Annotated in this window: 13 protein-coding genes; 11 read left to right on the forward strand and 2 right to left on the reverse strand. The window is 70.0% G+C overall.

Annotated features, from left to right (window positions below; translation table 11 throughout):
* Window positions 1-259: 259 nt before the first annotated feature.
* The 9 genes from ACIHAR_RS36885 (at window position 260) to glmS (ending at window position 10,771) form a co-directional block, all read left to right on the forward strand.
* Window positions 260-1,309 (forward strand): ABC transporter substrate-binding protein, encoded by a 1,050-nt coding sequence (locus tag ACIHAR_RS36885; RefSeq protein ID WP_400023588.1) that lies wholly within the window; start codon window positions 260-262, stop codon window positions 1,307-1,309.
* Between the two features lie 152 nt (window positions 1,310-1,461).
* Window positions 1,462-2,337, forward strand: a complete 876-nt coding sequence (locus ACIHAR_RS36890; RefSeq protein WP_400023590.1) for a siderophore-interacting protein — start codon at window positions 1,462-1,464, stop codon at window positions 2,335-2,337.
* A 172-nt stretch (window positions 2,338-2,509) separates the two neighbouring features.
* Window positions 2,510-3,952: a lysine decarboxylase DesA gene (gene desA, locus ACIHAR_RS36895; RefSeq protein WP_365470509.1), complete on the forward strand. Its 1,443-nt coding sequence runs from the start codon at window positions 2,510-2,512 to the stop codon at window positions 3,950-3,952.
* Complete coding sequence (locus ACIHAR_RS36900) at window positions 3,936-5,228, forward strand: lysine N(6)-hydroxylase/L-ornithine N(5)-oxygenase family protein (protein ID WP_400023592.1); 1,293 nt, start codon at window positions 3,936-3,938, stop codon at window positions 5,226-5,228. Before desA ends, ACIHAR_RS36900 begins: the two co-directional genes overlap by 17 nt.
* A complete protein-coding gene (locus tag ACIHAR_RS36905; protein WP_400023593.1) occupies window positions 5,225-5,776 on the forward strand; it encodes a GNAT family N-acetyltransferase in 552 nt (183 codons plus the stop codon). The genes ACIHAR_RS36900 and ACIHAR_RS36905 overlap by 4 nt, the downstream gene beginning before the upstream one ends.
* Window positions 5,773-7,545: an IucA/IucC family protein gene (locus ACIHAR_RS36910; protein WP_400023595.1), complete on the forward strand. Its 1,773-nt coding sequence runs from the start codon at window positions 5,773-5,775 to the stop codon at window positions 7,543-7,545. The genes ACIHAR_RS36905 and ACIHAR_RS36910 overlap by 4 nt, the downstream gene beginning before the upstream one ends.
* A gap of 106 nt (window positions 7,546-7,651) precedes the next feature.
* Window positions 7,652-8,539, forward strand: a complete 888-nt coding sequence (locus ACIHAR_RS36915; protein WP_400023597.1) for a DUF4429 domain-containing protein — start codon at window positions 7,652-7,654, stop codon at window positions 8,537-8,539.
* A gap of 132 nt (window positions 8,540-8,671) precedes the next feature.
* Complete coding sequence (locus ACIHAR_RS36920; protein ID WP_400023598.1) at window positions 8,672-8,929, forward strand: hypothetical protein; 258 nt, start codon at window positions 8,672-8,674, stop codon at window positions 8,927-8,929.
* Window positions 8,930-8,953: 24 nt separating this feature from the next.
* The gene (gene glmS / locus ACIHAR_RS36925) at window positions 8,954-10,771 is read left to right on the forward strand and encodes a glutamine--fructose-6-phosphate transaminase (isomerizing) (protein ID WP_365467344.1); all 1,818 of its coding nucleotides are present in this window, start codon (window positions 8,954-8,956) and stop codon (window positions 10,769-10,771) included.
* A 115-nt stretch (window positions 10,772-10,886) separates the two neighbouring features.
* On the opposite strand, the gene ACIHAR_RS36930 is transcribed toward glmS, so the two are convergent.
* Together ACIHAR_RS36930 and ACIHAR_RS36935 are read right to left on the reverse strand one after the other, a co-directional pair.
* Window positions 10,887-11,450 carry a GPR1/FUN34/YaaH family transporter gene (locus tag ACIHAR_RS36930; RefSeq protein WP_365467342.1) on the reverse strand — a complete coding sequence of 188 codons (564 nt, stop codon included), beginning with the start codon at window positions 11,448-11,450 and terminating at the stop codon, window positions 10,887-10,889.
* 151 nt (window positions 11,451-11,601) lie between these two features.
* Window positions 11,602-12,129, reverse strand: a complete 528-nt coding sequence (locus ACIHAR_RS36935; RefSeq protein WP_365467340.1) for a universal stress protein — start codon at window positions 12,127-12,129, stop codon at window positions 11,602-11,604.
* Between the two features lie 308 nt (window positions 12,130-12,437).
* On the opposite strand from ACIHAR_RS36935, the gene ACIHAR_RS36940 reads away from it, so the two are divergent.
* The gene (locus tag ACIHAR_RS36940) at window positions 12,438-12,845 is read left to right on the forward strand and encodes a hypothetical protein (RefSeq protein ID WP_400023601.1); all 408 of its coding nucleotides are present in this window, start codon (window positions 12,438-12,440) and stop codon (window positions 12,843-12,845) included.
* 377 nt (window positions 12,846-13,222) lie between these two features.
* The gene (locus tag ACIHAR_RS36945; protein WP_365467336.1) at window positions 13,223-14,485 is read left to right on the forward strand and encodes a helix-turn-helix domain-containing protein; all 1,263 of its coding nucleotides are present in this window, start codon (window positions 13,223-13,225) and stop codon (window positions 14,483-14,485) included.
* Window positions 14,486-14,627: the final 142 nt, after the last annotated feature.

The following is a 14,627-nucleotide window of genomic DNA, read 5'->3' on the forward strand; positions in this document are numbered from 1 at the left end:
GACGACGCACACCACCGCGGTGATGGCGGTCCCCCGTCGGCGCTTGCACGGTGACCACTTGGGGACCATGGCGTCCCAGCAAGAGGCGGATTACGGCCAACTCCCCATTACTACAGGCAAATTGGCCGAAGGAGGCCCGGGCACAGACATCCCACAGGATGTGGATCACACCGCCCCACCTCTGGACAAGATCTGAGGTTAGGCTAACCTACCTTCGATCTGTCAGGCGGTATCCGCACGTTCGAAAGCAGCCACACTCATGTCCAACGCCAGAGCCACCCACCTCACCCGCCGCGGCATCCTGGCCGCCGGTGGCACCCTCGGCCTCGGTGCCGTTCTCGCGGCCTGCGGCGACGACGACGCGAAAAGCAGTGGCTCGGAATCGTCGGCGAACGCCTCCGCCAAGGCAGGCCCGTGGACGTTCAAGGACGACCGCGGCACCACGGTGAAGCTCGACAAGATTCCGGCGAACATCGTCGCGTTCACCGGCGTCGCCGCCGCCCTCTACGACTACGGCATCCAGGTCAAGGGCGTTTTCGGCCCGACCAAGACGACCGACGGCAAGCCCGACGTCCAGGCCGGCGACATGGACATCACCAAGGTCGAAATCCTGGGCAATGTCTGGGACGAGTTCAACGTCGAGAAGTACGCGGCGCTCGCCCCCGACGTCCTCATCTCCACGATGTTCGACGGCGCCGGCACCCTGTGGTACGTCCCCGAGGCCTCCAAGGACAAGATCGCCAAGCTCGCCCCGAGCGTCGGCGTCTCCGTCTACGACCGTCAGATCACCGCTCCCCTGGAGCGCATGTGGGAGCTCGCCGAGTCGCTGGGCGCCGACATGACGGCGGCCGAGGTCACCGACGCCAAGAAGCGCTTCGAGACGGCGGCCACCCGGCTGCGCGCGGCCGCCAAGGCCAAGCCCGACATCAAGGTCATGGCCGGCTCCGCGGCCGACCAGCTCTTCTACGTCTCCGGCACCAACCTCTCCATCGACCTCGAGTACTTCAAGGCCCTCGGCGTGAACTTCGTCGAGCCGCCGGAGAGCGCGAAGAAGGAGGGCGGCGGCTGGTACGAGTCGCTCAGCTGGGAGAACGTCGACAAGTACAAGGCCGACATCATCATGATGGACGACCGCTCCTCGACCATCCAGCCGGCCGACATCACCAAGCCGACGTGGAAGCAGCTGCCGGCCGTCAAGGCGGGTCAGGTCATCGCGCGTTCGCCCGAGCCGATCCTGTCGTACGACAAGTGCGTGCCGCTCCTCGAGAACCTCGCCGAGGCTCTCGAGAACGCGAAGAAGGTCGCCTGACCCCCAGGCGACAGAGGCGCGCGGGGGCGACGACCACGGGTCTGTCGAGGCCGCTCGCGCCACGCGCCGGGGCCGTGCAGGGACACGGCCCCGCATCCCGGGCGTGCCGCCCCGCCCCCGGACCGACACCTGACGACGCCTCAGGAGCTGTGATGACCACGGCCGTAGCCGCCCCGTTCCGCTTCTTCTCCCTTCAGGTCGTACGGACGATCCGGCTCGGGCCGTCTGTGGTCCGGGTGAGTTTCGCCGGGGAGGATCTGCAGTACTTCCTCTCCGACGGGTACGACCAGTCCCTGTCGCTCTTCCTGCCGCACCCGGGACAGAGCGAGCCGCAGGTCTGCCACGAGCTCGGCGACGGCTGGTGGCAGGCGTGGCGCGAACTGCCGGACGACGTGCGGGCGGTGATGCGCTCGTACACGCTCAGGTCGCTGCGCCGCGACGGGCTCGGCCGCACCACCGAGATCGACATCGACTTCGTGCTGCACGGCGTCGAACCGGGCGCCTCCGCCCCGGCGGGCCCCGCCTCGCGGTGGGCCTCGCGGGCGGCCGCCGGGGACCGGGTGGTGCTGCTGGGACCGGCGATCGCCGACAACCGGGCGATCCGCTTCCGTGCGCCCGAGGACACCGATCTGGTGCTCCTGTGGGGCGACGAGACGGCGCTCCCGGCGATCTCGTCGATCCTGGAGTCGCTGCCGGCCGGCCTGCGCGTGCGCGCCTGGCTGGACGTGCACGACGCCGGGACCATCCAGGACCTGGCGACCGCGGCGGACGCCGAGGTCACCTGGCTGGTGCGCGACGACCACCACGCACAGGACGTCGAGGGGTCCCCCATGGCCCTCGGCGCCCTGGGCGACGCCGCGCTCCCCTCCGCCGAGCGGCCGTACGTCTGGATCGCGGGCGAGTCGGGGTGCGTCAAGCAGCTGCGCCGGCACTTCGTCGGCGAGCGGGGGATCGACCGGCGCCGGGTCACCTTCGTCGGGTACTGGCGCCAGGGCCTGACCGAGGAACAGCTGCGCGAGCAGGAGTAGACAACGACCGTACCCGCCGGGCTTGTTGACCGGCGGGTACGAACGTGATCACCGTCACGGCAGTGGCCGGTTCTGGCCCATTCAACTTAGGTTAGGCTAACCTAAGTTGAACCCGAGACTCCGCCCCTGCGTCCGTTCCGCAGCGGACCGTCCCCATCGGAGGACCCCCACCATGCGCTCGCACCTGCTCAATGACACGACCGCGGAGCAGTACCGCCGCTCCGTGACCGAAGGAGTCGAGCGGGTGGCCGCCAAACTCGCCGCCACAGACCGTCCGTTCACCGGCGTCACGGTCGACGCCCTGGCTCCCCGCATCGAGCGGATCGACCTCGACAAGCCGCTGCACGACACCACGGCGGTCCTGGACGAGCTGGAGGAGGTCTACCTCCGCGACGCCGTCTACTTCCACCACCCCCGCTACCTCGCCCACCTGAACTGCCCGGTCGTCATCCCGGCCGTCCTGGGCGAGGCGGTCCTCTCGGCCGTCAACTCCTCCCTCGACACCTGGGACCAGTCGGCCGGCGGCACGCTCATCGAGCGCAAACTGATCGACTGGACGGCCGCCCGCATCGGTCTCGGCCCCGCCGCCGACGGTGTGTTCACCTCGGGCGGATCGCAGTCCAACCTGCAGGCGCTGCTGCTGGCCCGTGAGGAGGCCAAGAGCGACGACCTGTCGAAACTGCGCATCTTCGCCTCCGAGGTCAGCCACTTCAGCGTGAAGAAGTCGGCGAAACTGCTGGGCCTGGGCCAGGACGCCGTGGTCTCCGTCCCCGTCGACCACGACAAGCGCATGCAGACCGTCGCGCTCGCCCACGAGCTGGAGCGCTGCGCGAAGGACGGCCTGACCCCCATGGCCGTCGTCGCCACCGCCGGCACCACCGACTTCGGCTCCATCGACCCGCTGCCCGAGATCGCCGAGCTGTGCGACCGGTTCGGCGCCTGGATGCACGTCGACGCCGCCTACGGCTGCGGCCTGCTCGCCTCGGTGAAGTACCGCGACCGCATCGACGGCATCGAGCGCGCCGACTCCGTCACCGTCGACTACCACAAGTCCTTCTTCCAGCCGGTGAGTTCGTCCGCCGTGCTGGTCAAGGACGCGGCCACGCTGCGCCACGCCACCTACCACGCCGAGTACCTGAACCCGCGCCGGATGGTGCAGGAACGTATCCCCAACCAGGTGGACAAGTCCCTGCAGACCACGCGCCGCTTCGACGCGCTCAAGCTGTGGATGACCCTCCGGGTCATGGGCGCCGACGGCATCGGGCAGCTCTTCGACGAGGTCTGCGACCTCGCCGTCGAGGGCTGGAAGCTGCTGGCCGCCGACCCGCGCTTCGACGTCGTCGTCCAGCCGTCGCTGTCCACCCTGGTCTTCCGCTACATCCCGCAGGCCGTCACCGACCCGGCCGAGATCGACCGCGCCAACCTCTACGCCCGCAAGGCCCTGTTCGCCTCCGGCGACGCGGTGGTCGCGGGCACCAAGGTGGGCGGCCGCCACTACCTGAAGTTCACCCTGCTCAACCCCGAGACCACGACGGCCGACATGGCCGCCGTCCTCGACCTGATCGCCGGCCACGCCGAGCAGTACCTGGGAGAGTCCCTTGACCGCGCTTCCTGAGTCCACCGCCTCCACGGAGAAGACCCACGACTTCGTGGGCATCGGGCTCGGCCCCTTCAACCTCGGCCTCGCCTGCCTGACCGAGCCCATCGACGAACTCGACGGCGTCTTCCTGGAGTCCAAGCCCGACTTCGAGTGGCACGCCGGGATGTTCCTCGACGGCGCCCACCTGCAGACGCCGTTCATGTCGGACCTGGTCACCCTCGCCGACCCGACCTCGCCGTACTCCTTCCTCAACTACCTGAAGGAGAAGGGCCGGCTGTACTCGTTCTACATCCGGGAGAACTTCTACCCGCTGCGGGTCGAGTACGACGACTACTGCCGCTGGGCCGCCAACAAGCTGAGCAGCGTCCGCTTCGGCACGACGGTCGCCGAGGTGACCTACGACGAGACGGCCGAGCTGTACGCGGTACGCACCGAGGCCGGCGAGGTCTTCCGCGCCCGCCGCCTGGTCCTCGGCACCGGCACCTCGCCGCACTACCCGGAGGCGGTCAGCGGTCTGGGCGGCGACTTCTTCCACAACTCCCGCTACGTGCAGAACAGGACGGAGCTGCAGAAGAAGCGGTCGATCACGATCGTCGGCTCCGGCCAGTCGGCCGCCGAGATCTACTACGACCTGCTCAGCGAGATCGACGTCCACGGCTACCAGCTGAACTGGGTGACGCGCTCCCCGCGCTTCTTCCCGCTGGAGTACACCAAGCTCACGCTGGAGATGACCTCGCCGGAGTACATCGACTACTTCCGCGAGCTGCCCGAGGCCACCCGCTACCGGCTCACCGCCGAGCAGAAGGGCCTGTTCAAGGGCATCGACGGCGACCTGATCAACGAGATCTTCGACCTGCTGTACCAGAAGAACCTCGGCGGTCCGGTCCCCACCCGCCTGCTCACCAACTCCTCGCTGAACGGCGCGAGGTACGAGAACGGCACGTACACCCTCTCCTTCCGCCAGGAGGAGCAGGAGAAGGACTTCGAGATCAGCTCCGAGGGGCTGGTCCTGGCCACCGGCTACAAGTACGCCGAGCCGGAGTTCCTCGAGCCGATCCGGGACAGACTGCGCTACGACTCCCAGGGCAACTTCGACGTCGCCCGAAACTACGCCATCGACACCACCGGCCGGGGTGTGTTCCTGCAGAACGCGGGCGTGCACACGCACAGCATCACCTCGCCCGACCTCGGCATGGGTGCGTACCGCAACAGCTACATCATCCGAGAGCTGCTCGGCAGCGAGTACTACCCGGTCGAGAAGACCATCGCGTTCCAGGAGTTCAGCGCATGAGCACCACCACCGCAATAGGCCACCTGACCCTGCGCCCCCTCGACCCGGTCAAGGACGGCGAGCTGCTGCACGGCTGGGTGACCCACCCCAAGGCTGCCTTCTGGATGATGCAGGACGCGAAACGGGAGGACGTCGAGCGCGCGTACATGGAGATCGCCGCCGACGAGCACCACCACGCCCTGCTGGGTCTGCACGACGGCGAGCCGGCCTTCCTGATGGAGTACTACGACCCGCGCCACCGCGAGCTGGTCGGCCTGTACGAGCCGCGGCCCGGCGACGTCGGCATGCACTTCCTGGTCGCCCCCACCGACCGGCCCGTGCACGGCTTCACCCGCGCGGTCATCACCGCCGTGATGGCGCACCTGTTCGCCGACCCGGCCACGGCCCGCGTGGTCGTCGAACCCGACGTCTCCAACAAGGCCGTCCACGCCCTGAACGAGGCCGTCGGCTTCGTGCCCGAGCGGGAGATCCAGAAGCCGGAGAAGAAGGCGTTGCTGAGCTTCTGCACGCGGGAGCAGTTCGCGGCCGCCACGGGGGTGAGCGCATGAGCCTCGCCGACGCCGTGGCCCACCTCTCCCCCGAGCGCTGGGAGAAGGCCAACCGCCTCCTGGTCCGCAAGGCCCTCGCCGAGTTCGCCCACGAGCGGCTGATCACCCCCGAGGAGACCGGGGACGGCGGGTACGTCGTCCGCGGCGACGACGGCCTGACGTCCTACCGCTTCACCGCCGTGCGCCGCGCCCTCGACCACTGGGAGGTCGACGCCGACTCGATCACCCGCACCCGGGACGGCGCCGAACTCCCGATCGCCGCGCTGGACTTCTTCATCGAGCTGAAGAACACGCTGGGCCTGAGCGACGAGATCCTGCCGGTCTACCTGGAGGAGATCTCCTCCACCCTCTCCGGCACCTGCTACAAGCTCACCAAACCGCAGGTGACCTCCGCCGAGCTGGCGAAGGCCGGCTTCCAGGCGATCGAGACCGGGATGACCGAGGGCCACCCCTGCTTCGTCGCCAACAACGGCCGGCTCGGCTTCGGCGTCCACGAGTACCTGTCGTACGCGCCGGAGACCGCGAGCCCGGTCCGCCTGGTGTGGCTGGCCGCGCACAGGTCGCGGGCGGCGTTCACGGCGGGCGTGGGGATCGAGTACGAGTCCTTCGTCCGGCAGGAGCTGGGCGAGGAGACCGTCGAGCGCTTCTACGGCATCCTGCGCGACCAGGGCCTCGACCCGGCCGACTACCTCCTCGTCCCGGTCCATCCCTGGCAGTGGTGGAACAAGCTGACGGTCACCTTCGCCGCCGAGGTCGCCCGCCGGAACCTGGTCTGCCTGGGCGAGGGCGACGACGAGTACCTGGCCCAGCAGTCCATCCGGACCTTCTTCAACCGCACCCACCCCGAGAAGCACTACGTGAAGACGGCCCTGTCCGTCCTCAACATGGGCTTCATGCGCGGCCTGTCGGCGGCGTACATGGAGGCGACCCCGGCGATCAACGACTGGCTGGCCCAGCTGATCGACAACGACCCGGTGCTGAAGTCGACCGGCCTGTCGATCATCCGGGAACGGGCGGCCGTGGGCTACCGGCACCTGGAGTACGAGGCGGCGACCGACCGCTACTCGCCGTACCGCAAGATGCTGGCCGCGCTGTGGCGGGAGAGCCCCGTCCCCTCCCTCCAGGACGGCGAGTCGCTCGCCACGATGGCCTCCCTGGTCCACACCGACCACGAGGGCAGGTCGGTGGCCGGCGCCCTGATCGAACAGTCCGGCCTCGCGCCCGCCCACTGGCTGCGCGCCTACCTCCAGGCGTACTACACGCCCCTCCTGCACAGCTTCTACGCCTACGACCTGGTCTTCATGCCGCACGGCGAGAACACGATCCTCGTGCTGAGGGACGGGGTCGTGCAGCGGGCGGTCTACAAGGACATCGCCGAGGAGATCGCGGTCATGGACCCGGACGCGGTGCTGCCGCCCGAGGTGCGGCGCATCCGCGTCGAGGTGCCCGAGGACAAGAAACTCCTGTCGATCTTCACCGACGTCTTCGACTGCTTCTTCCGCTTCCTCGCGGCGAACCTGGCCGCCGAGGGGATCCTGGAGGAGGACGACTTCTGGCGCACGGTCGCCGAGGTGACCCGCGAGTACCAGGAGGCGACGCCCGAACTCGCCGACAAGTTCCGGCAGTACGACATGTTCGCCCCCGAGTTCGCGCTGTCCTGCCTCAACCGGCTCCAGCTGCGCAACAACAGGCAGATGGTCGACCTGGCGGACCCGTCGGGCGCCCTCCAGCTGATCGGCACCCTGAAGAACCCGATCGCCGCGTTCTGATCCGGACGGGCGCCCCCGAGTACGGTCCTCGGGGGCGCCCGTCGTGCTGTCCGGTCCCCGACCGCCGGCGGGGCCGGAGCGAAGCGGCCGATGGAACAATCCCCTCATGGCGGAAATCATCCAGAAGGACGGCACCTGGGTCTTCGACGGCGACGCCCTGCGGCTGACTCCGGGGAGGGACAAGAACGTCGGACTGCTGCGCAGGACGCTCGGCGAACTCGTGGTGCCACTGGGGGCGTTGGCGGGGATCTCGTTCGAGCAGGGGAAGAAGAGCGGACGGCTGCGGCTGCGGCTCCGGGACGGCGCCGATCCGCTGCTGCACGCGACCGGCGGCCGGCTGACCGAGCCGCACGACCCCTACCAGCTGATCGTCGAGTCGGACCGCTACGGCGTCGCCGAGTACTTCACGGACGAGGTCCGCAACGCGCTGCTGCTGGACCAGGTCCCCTCCCAGCCGGTGGACGCCTATCTGCTGCCCGGTCCGTCCGTTCCGCTGTCGGTGTCCGCCGGGGACGGCACCGCGAGCTTCGACGGCGAGCACGTCCGGCTGGAGTGGAACTGGAAGACGGAGGACGCCAAGGCCGCCGCGGGCGCCCGCAGTCTGCCCCTCGCCGAGATCACGGCCGTGGAGTGGCACCCGGCCGTCGGCCTGGAGAACGGCCATCTGTGCTTCACCGTGCGGGGCGCGCCCACGAAGACCCCGCCGAAGTACGACCCCAACGCCGTGGAGCTGTGGGGCTTCAAGAGGGACCCCCTGATGGCGCTGGTGGCGGCCGCCGTCCAGGCCCGGCTCCCGCACCCGGCGGCGGCCCCCGAGGAGGCCGTACGGCCGCCGGAGGCCACCGCGCGCCCCCTCGCCGCCCCGCCGCCCGCCGAGGACGACCACGACGCGCTGCTGCGGCGGCTGCGCGAGCTGGGCGAGCTGCGCCGCGACGGGGTGCTGACCGAGGAGGAGTTCACGATGGCCAAGCAGGCGGTCCTGAAGCGGATGTGATCTTCCCCAGCGACGGTCTCGTTCCGCCCGCCGTCCCGGGTTCGACGTCGACCCAAAGATCCTTGACAGGCTCGTGCCCGAATTCGGGCAAGATTCTTGCGAAAGTCGGTCCGGTACCCCAGGATCTACCGGGTGCACGAGGAACTTGTCGATCATCTGACGCGCTCCACGCCCCTGAACAGGGGCGAGGCGCTGCGGGTGATCCAGGACGTGCTCGCCTACTTCGACGAGACGACCGAGGAGTACGTCCGTCGCCGCCACCGCGAGCTCCAGGCCCAGGGCCTGGTCAACGCGGAGATCTTCGAACGGATCGAGGCGGACCTGAAATACCGTGCGGTCGCCCCGCCGGAGCTCACGCTCAGGCAACTGCGGCGCATCGTCTACGGCTGAGCCGAAGCTTGGGGATACACATATATGTGCGGAATTGTCGGATACATCGGGAAGCGTGACGTCGCTCCTCTGCTGCTCGAAGGACTGCAGCGCCTGGAGTACCGCGGCTACGACTCCGCGGGCATCGTCGTCACCTCCCCGAAGACGGCCGGCCTGAAGATGGTCAAGGCCAAGGGCCGCGTCCGCGACCTGGAGGCGAAGGTCCCGGCCCGCTTCAAGGGCACCACCGGCATCGCCCACACCCGCTGGGCCACGCACGGCGCCCCCTCCGACATCAACGCCCACCCGCACATGTCGGCCGACCTCAAGGTCGCCGTCGTCCACAACGGCATCATCGACAATGCCGCCGACCTGCGCCGCAAGCTGGAGGCGGACGGCGTCGAGTTCCTCTCCGAGACCGACACCGAGGTCCTCGTCCACCTCATCGCCCGCTCCGAGGCCGAGAAGCTCGAGGACAAGGTGCGCGACGCGCTGCGCGTGGTCGAGGGCACCTACGGCATCGCCGTCATGCACGCCGACTACAACGACCGCATCGTCGTCGCCCGCAACGGCTCCCCGGTCGTCCTCGGCATCGGCGAGAAGGAGATGTTCGTCGCCTCGGACATCGCCGCCCTGGTCGCCCACACCCGGCAGATCGTCACGCTGGACGACGGCGAGATGGCCACCCTCAAGGCGGACGACTTCCGCACCTACACCACCGAGGGCACCCGCACCACCGCCGAGCCCACCACCGTGGAGTGGGAGGCCGCCTCCTACGACATGGGCGGCCACGACACCTACATGCACAAGGAGATCCACGAGCAGGCCGACGCCGTGGACCGCGTGCTGCGCGGCCGCATCGACGACCGCTTCTCCACCGTGCACCTCGGCGGCCTCAACCTGGACGCCCGCGAGGCGCGCCAGATCCGCCGCGTGAAGATCCTCGGCTGCGGAACCTCGTACCACGCGGGCATGATCGGCGCCCAGATGATCGAGGAGCTGGCCCGCATCCCCGCGGACGCCGAGCCCGCCTCCGAGTTCCGCTACCGCAACGCGGTCGTCGACCCCGACACCCTCTACATCGCCGTCTCCCAGTCCGGCGAGACCTACGACGTGCTGGCCGCCGTCCAGGAGCTGAAGCGCAAGGGCGCCCGGGTCCTCGGTGTGGTCAACGTGGTCGGCTCGGCGATCGCCCGCGAGGCCGACGGCGGCATCTACGTGCACGCCGGCCCGGAGGTCTGCGTCGTCTCGACGAAGTGCTTCACCAACACCACGGTCGCCTTCGCGCTGCTCGCCCTGCACCTGGGCCGCACCCGCGACCTCTCGGTCCGCGACGGCAAGCGGATCATCGAGGGCCTGCGCAAGCTCCCCGCCCAGATCGCCGAGATCATGAAGGGCGAGGAGGAGATCAAGAAGCTGGCCGAGCAGTTCGCCGAGGCCCGCTCGATGCTCTTCATCGGCCGCGTCCGGGGCTACCCGGTGGCCCGTGAGGCCTCCCTGAAGCTCAAGGAGGTCTCCTACATCCACGCCGAGGCCTACCCGGCCTCCGAGCTCAAGCACGGCCCGCTGGCCCTGATCGAGCCGGCCCTGCCGACGGTCGCCATCGTGCCCGACGACGACCTGCTGGAGAAGAACCGCGCCGCCCTGGAGGAGATCAAGGCCCGCAGCGGCCAGATCCTCGCGGTGGCCCACCAGGAGCAGGAGAAGGCCGACCAGACGATCGTCGTCCCGAAGAACGAGGACGAGCTCGACCCGATCCTCATGGGCATCCCGCTCCAGCTCCTCGCCTACTACACGGCGAAGGCCCTGGGCCGGGACATCGACAAGCCGCGCAACCTGGCGAAGTCGGTGACGGTGGAGTAGTTCACCGCTCCCCCCGCCGCCCCGCGCGGACATGAACGACCCCCTGTGCGCCACCAGCACAGGGGGTCGTTCCCTCAGGAGCCGGAGCCGCCCGTCACCCCGGCTCCTCGCTGCGTCAGCCGGTGGCCGTCACCCCCCGGCCGGCAGCACGCCGTGGGAACGCCGTTGGCCAGTGCGCGAGCGCCGCGGTGGCCGCGTACCACGCGACCGCCCCCGCCGCGACGGCGAACCAACCGCCCACCTTGGCCAGCGAGTCGGTGTCGGACAGCCGCGCGACGGCGAGCAGCGCGAGGGCGACGAAGAACAACCCGTGCGTGCCCTGCGCCAGTTGGTCGCCCCCGGCGAGGGTCAGGGAGAGCGCCACGAGGGCGAACAGGAGCAGGAAGAGCCCGGCGGCGTTGTCGGAGACCTGGGCGCCGGCCGAGACGGCCCAGGTGAACCAGAGGGCGCCGAGGGCCGCGTAGGCGGTACCGGTGGCCGTGTCGCGGTCCCGGAAGGCGAAGAGGCCGGCGACGAACAGTGTGACGCCGCCGATGTAGTGGGCGATGGATACGGCGTCCGCCGCCGTCACGCCGTCGATCAGGCCGGTGTACCCGAGTCCGAACGCCAACAGGGTGATGCCCAGGGCGAGTCGGCCGACGATCGTGGTGGTGCTTCCCGCAGAGACGTCGTTGTCCACGGCGGGCTCCCTTCATGCATTGTGCAGTTGTGCGGTGAGCGTTATATGCCCTTCACAAGGGCACAAACACCTCTACGCGCGAGTAGGTTCGCGCGGCGCACAAAGGGGGCGGGGGTTACCCAGAACTCATCTCACCTGGGAGAAAGGCGAGTTACGGAATGACAACGACGGGCCGCTTCGCCCGCTTGGCGAGCCGCCCGGCGACGGACCCGAAGATCCGTCCGACGATGCCGTGCGTCGAGCCGACGACGATCGCGTCGGCCTCGTACTCACGCCCCACCTCTTCGAGCTCGTGGCAGATGTCACCGCCGCGCTCGACCAGGATCCACGGCACCTCGGAGAGGTAGTCCGCACAGGCCAGCTCCAGACCGAGCACCTCGGTGCGGTGGTCCGGCACGTCGACGAAGACCGGCGGCTCGCAGCCGGCCCACACCGTGGTGGGCAGCCGGTTGGCGACGTGCACGATGATCAGACCCGCGCGGGAGCGGTGGGCCATGCCGATCGCGTAGGCGAGGGCGCGCTCACTGGAGGTGGAGCCGTCGAAGCCGACGACGACGCCGTGCTTGAAGGCGGGATCGCAGGAAGGGCGTGCTTCTTCCGCCGCCAGGGGATCGGCCGCCGTGGGGTCGGCGACCGGCCGCTTGCGGTCCGCGGGTTCGAAGAATTCGTGACCGGCCATGGCTGTCTCGGCGTATCGATCCTTATACGGGTGGGACGAGCTGGAGCGGCGGAGCTGTGTCCGGGAATCATCTTCCCAACCCCATACCCCCAAGGGTACGGCGGCACGCTTCGTCGGCCCAGGTCCCGCGCGTGGTCCGTGGGGGTTCCAGGGAGCATGCACGAGGGTGCGCCCGTAACGCAATGGTTGCTGCCCCGTACAGGCGGTTTGCACAGGATTCAATTTCCCGTGGCTCAGGGCGTGAGTGACCGACCCGCCGAACAGGCGTTGATCCCGGTGACGAACCGCCGCAGGGAGGAGCCCGCCGCATGCCCTCGTCCCGCCCGGACCCGGAGGCCCACACCGGCGACGACCGGACCACCGACCTGATCCGCTGGGCGGCCTTCAGCTGCGTCCTGGTCCCGGTGGTCCTCCTCTGGTACGGCAGCTCCCTGGCCGGCGCCGCGGGCACCGCGCTCGGCCTCGCCGCCGTCACGGCCGCCTGCCGGCTGCTGCTGCGCCGGTCCGAGCGGTACGCGGCCCGCACGCCGGCCGAGCGCCGAAAGCAACAACAGACTCGGGAATCACAGGAGTCACGTGCGCCACAGCGGGCACAGGCTCCGTACGGGCCGGGGTCGCCCGCGCCGCGCACGCCGCGTCGCGGACGCCGTCAGCGCACCGGAACGGGGTCTCACCGTGGCGGTCGTCACAGCGGCGGAAGCACACCGGTCGGCTGACCGGTTTTCACGCACGCGACCGTATCTTTTCAGCCAACTTCCGGATACCGCGCATCCCTTGCCTTAACCACCCCCCACCCCCCGTTCGACCTGCACGGAAAGGGTCTCCGGGACCCTGCGCACCCTACGGAGATTGGCCACCGCGACGAGGCGCACTTCCCTGCGCCTCCCACGAGTGCAACGCTTCGTGATCGAATGCTTCACGCCAAGTTGCCATGTCGACAATGTGCCGGGTGCTGAACTGGCCACTCCGGCATCACGCGACACAGTAGATTCGATCTTGACTGTCTACGGCGGGGGACTCGTGCAGGACCGAGGGGAAACGTGCAGGAGCGACACAACCGAGGAGCCGCGACCACCGAGGGGGGCTTAGCAGGATGAGCCACGACTCCACTGCCGCGCCGGAAGCCGCGGTCCGGAAACTGTCCGGGCGACGCCGCAAGGAGATCGTCGCGGTGCTGCTGTTCAGCGGCGGCCCCATTTTCGAGAGTTCCATTCCGCTGTCGGTGTTCGGGATTGACCGCCAGGACGCCGGCGTGCCGCGCTACCGCTTACTGGTGTGCGCCGGCGAGGACGGCCCGCTGCGGACCACAGGGGGCCTGGAACTCACCGCACCACACGGCCTGGAGGCGATCTCCCGGGCGGGCACGGTCGTCGTGCCGGCCTGGCGTTCGATCACCTCCCCGCCACCGGCGGAGGCGCTCGACGCACTGCGCCGGGCGCACGAGGAGGGCGCCCGCATCGTGGGCCTGTGCACCGGCGCGTTCGTGCTGGCGGCGGCGGGTCTGCTGGACGGCCGTCCGGCCACCACCCACTGGATGTACGCGCCGACGCTGGCCAAGCGCTATCCGTCGGTGCACGTCGATCCGCGGGAGCTGTTCGTCGACGACGGCGACGTCCTGACGTCGGCGGGTACGGCGGCCGGAATCGATCTCTGCCTCCACATCGTGCGGACGGACCACGGCAACGAGGCGGCGGGCGCGCTGGCCCGGCGCCTGGTGGTACCGCCCCGCCGTTCGGGCGGGCAGGAGCGCTATCTCGACCGCTCTTTACCGGAGGAGATCGGCGCCGACCCGCTCGCCGAGGTCGTCGCCTGGGCGCTGGAGCACCTCCACGAGCAGTTCGACGTGGAGACGCTGGCGGCCCGCGCGTACATGAGCCGGCGGACGTTCGACCGCCGCTTCCGGTCCCTGACCGGCAGTGCGCCGCTGCAGTGGCTGATCACCCAGCGGGTGCTGCAGGCCCAGCGTCTGCTGGAGACGTCGGACTACTCCGTCGACGAGGTCGCCGGCCGGTGCGGGTTCCGCTCGCCGGTGGCCCTGCGCGGTCACTTCCGGCGGCAGCTCGGCTCGTCGCCGGCCGCGTACCGGGCGGCGTACCGTGCCCGCCGGCCGCAGAGTGAACGCCCGCCGGTGGACAGCGAGCCGGCGCCGGTCGCGGCGTCCCCGGCGGGGGCGCCGGTGGGGCCGCCGTCCCTGCACCCGGAGACCGGCGTACCGCCGCAGGTGCGGCGGACGGCGGGAGCGGGTGCGGTGGGCTCGACCGCGTCGGCGGCGTCCGCCCTGGCGGCGGAGCACGCGCGCGACGCGTACGCGGGCTCGTCACGGGCGGGCCTGCCGGGGCCGCGCAGCGGGATGTGAGAGGGGGCAGGGGCGGGGGGGGGGGGGGTGGGGCCCCCCCCCCCCCCCGCCACCCCCCACCCCCCGGGGGGCCGCGCGCGGCCCCCCCCCCCCGCCGGGGGGGGGGGGGCGCGGGGCCCCCCCCCCCCCCCCCCCCCCGCCG

It is taken from the genome of Streptomyces sp. NPDC052016 (assembly GCF_044548445.1).
GTDB lineage: Bacteria > Actinomycetota > Actinomycetes > Streptomycetales > Streptomycetaceae > Streptomyces.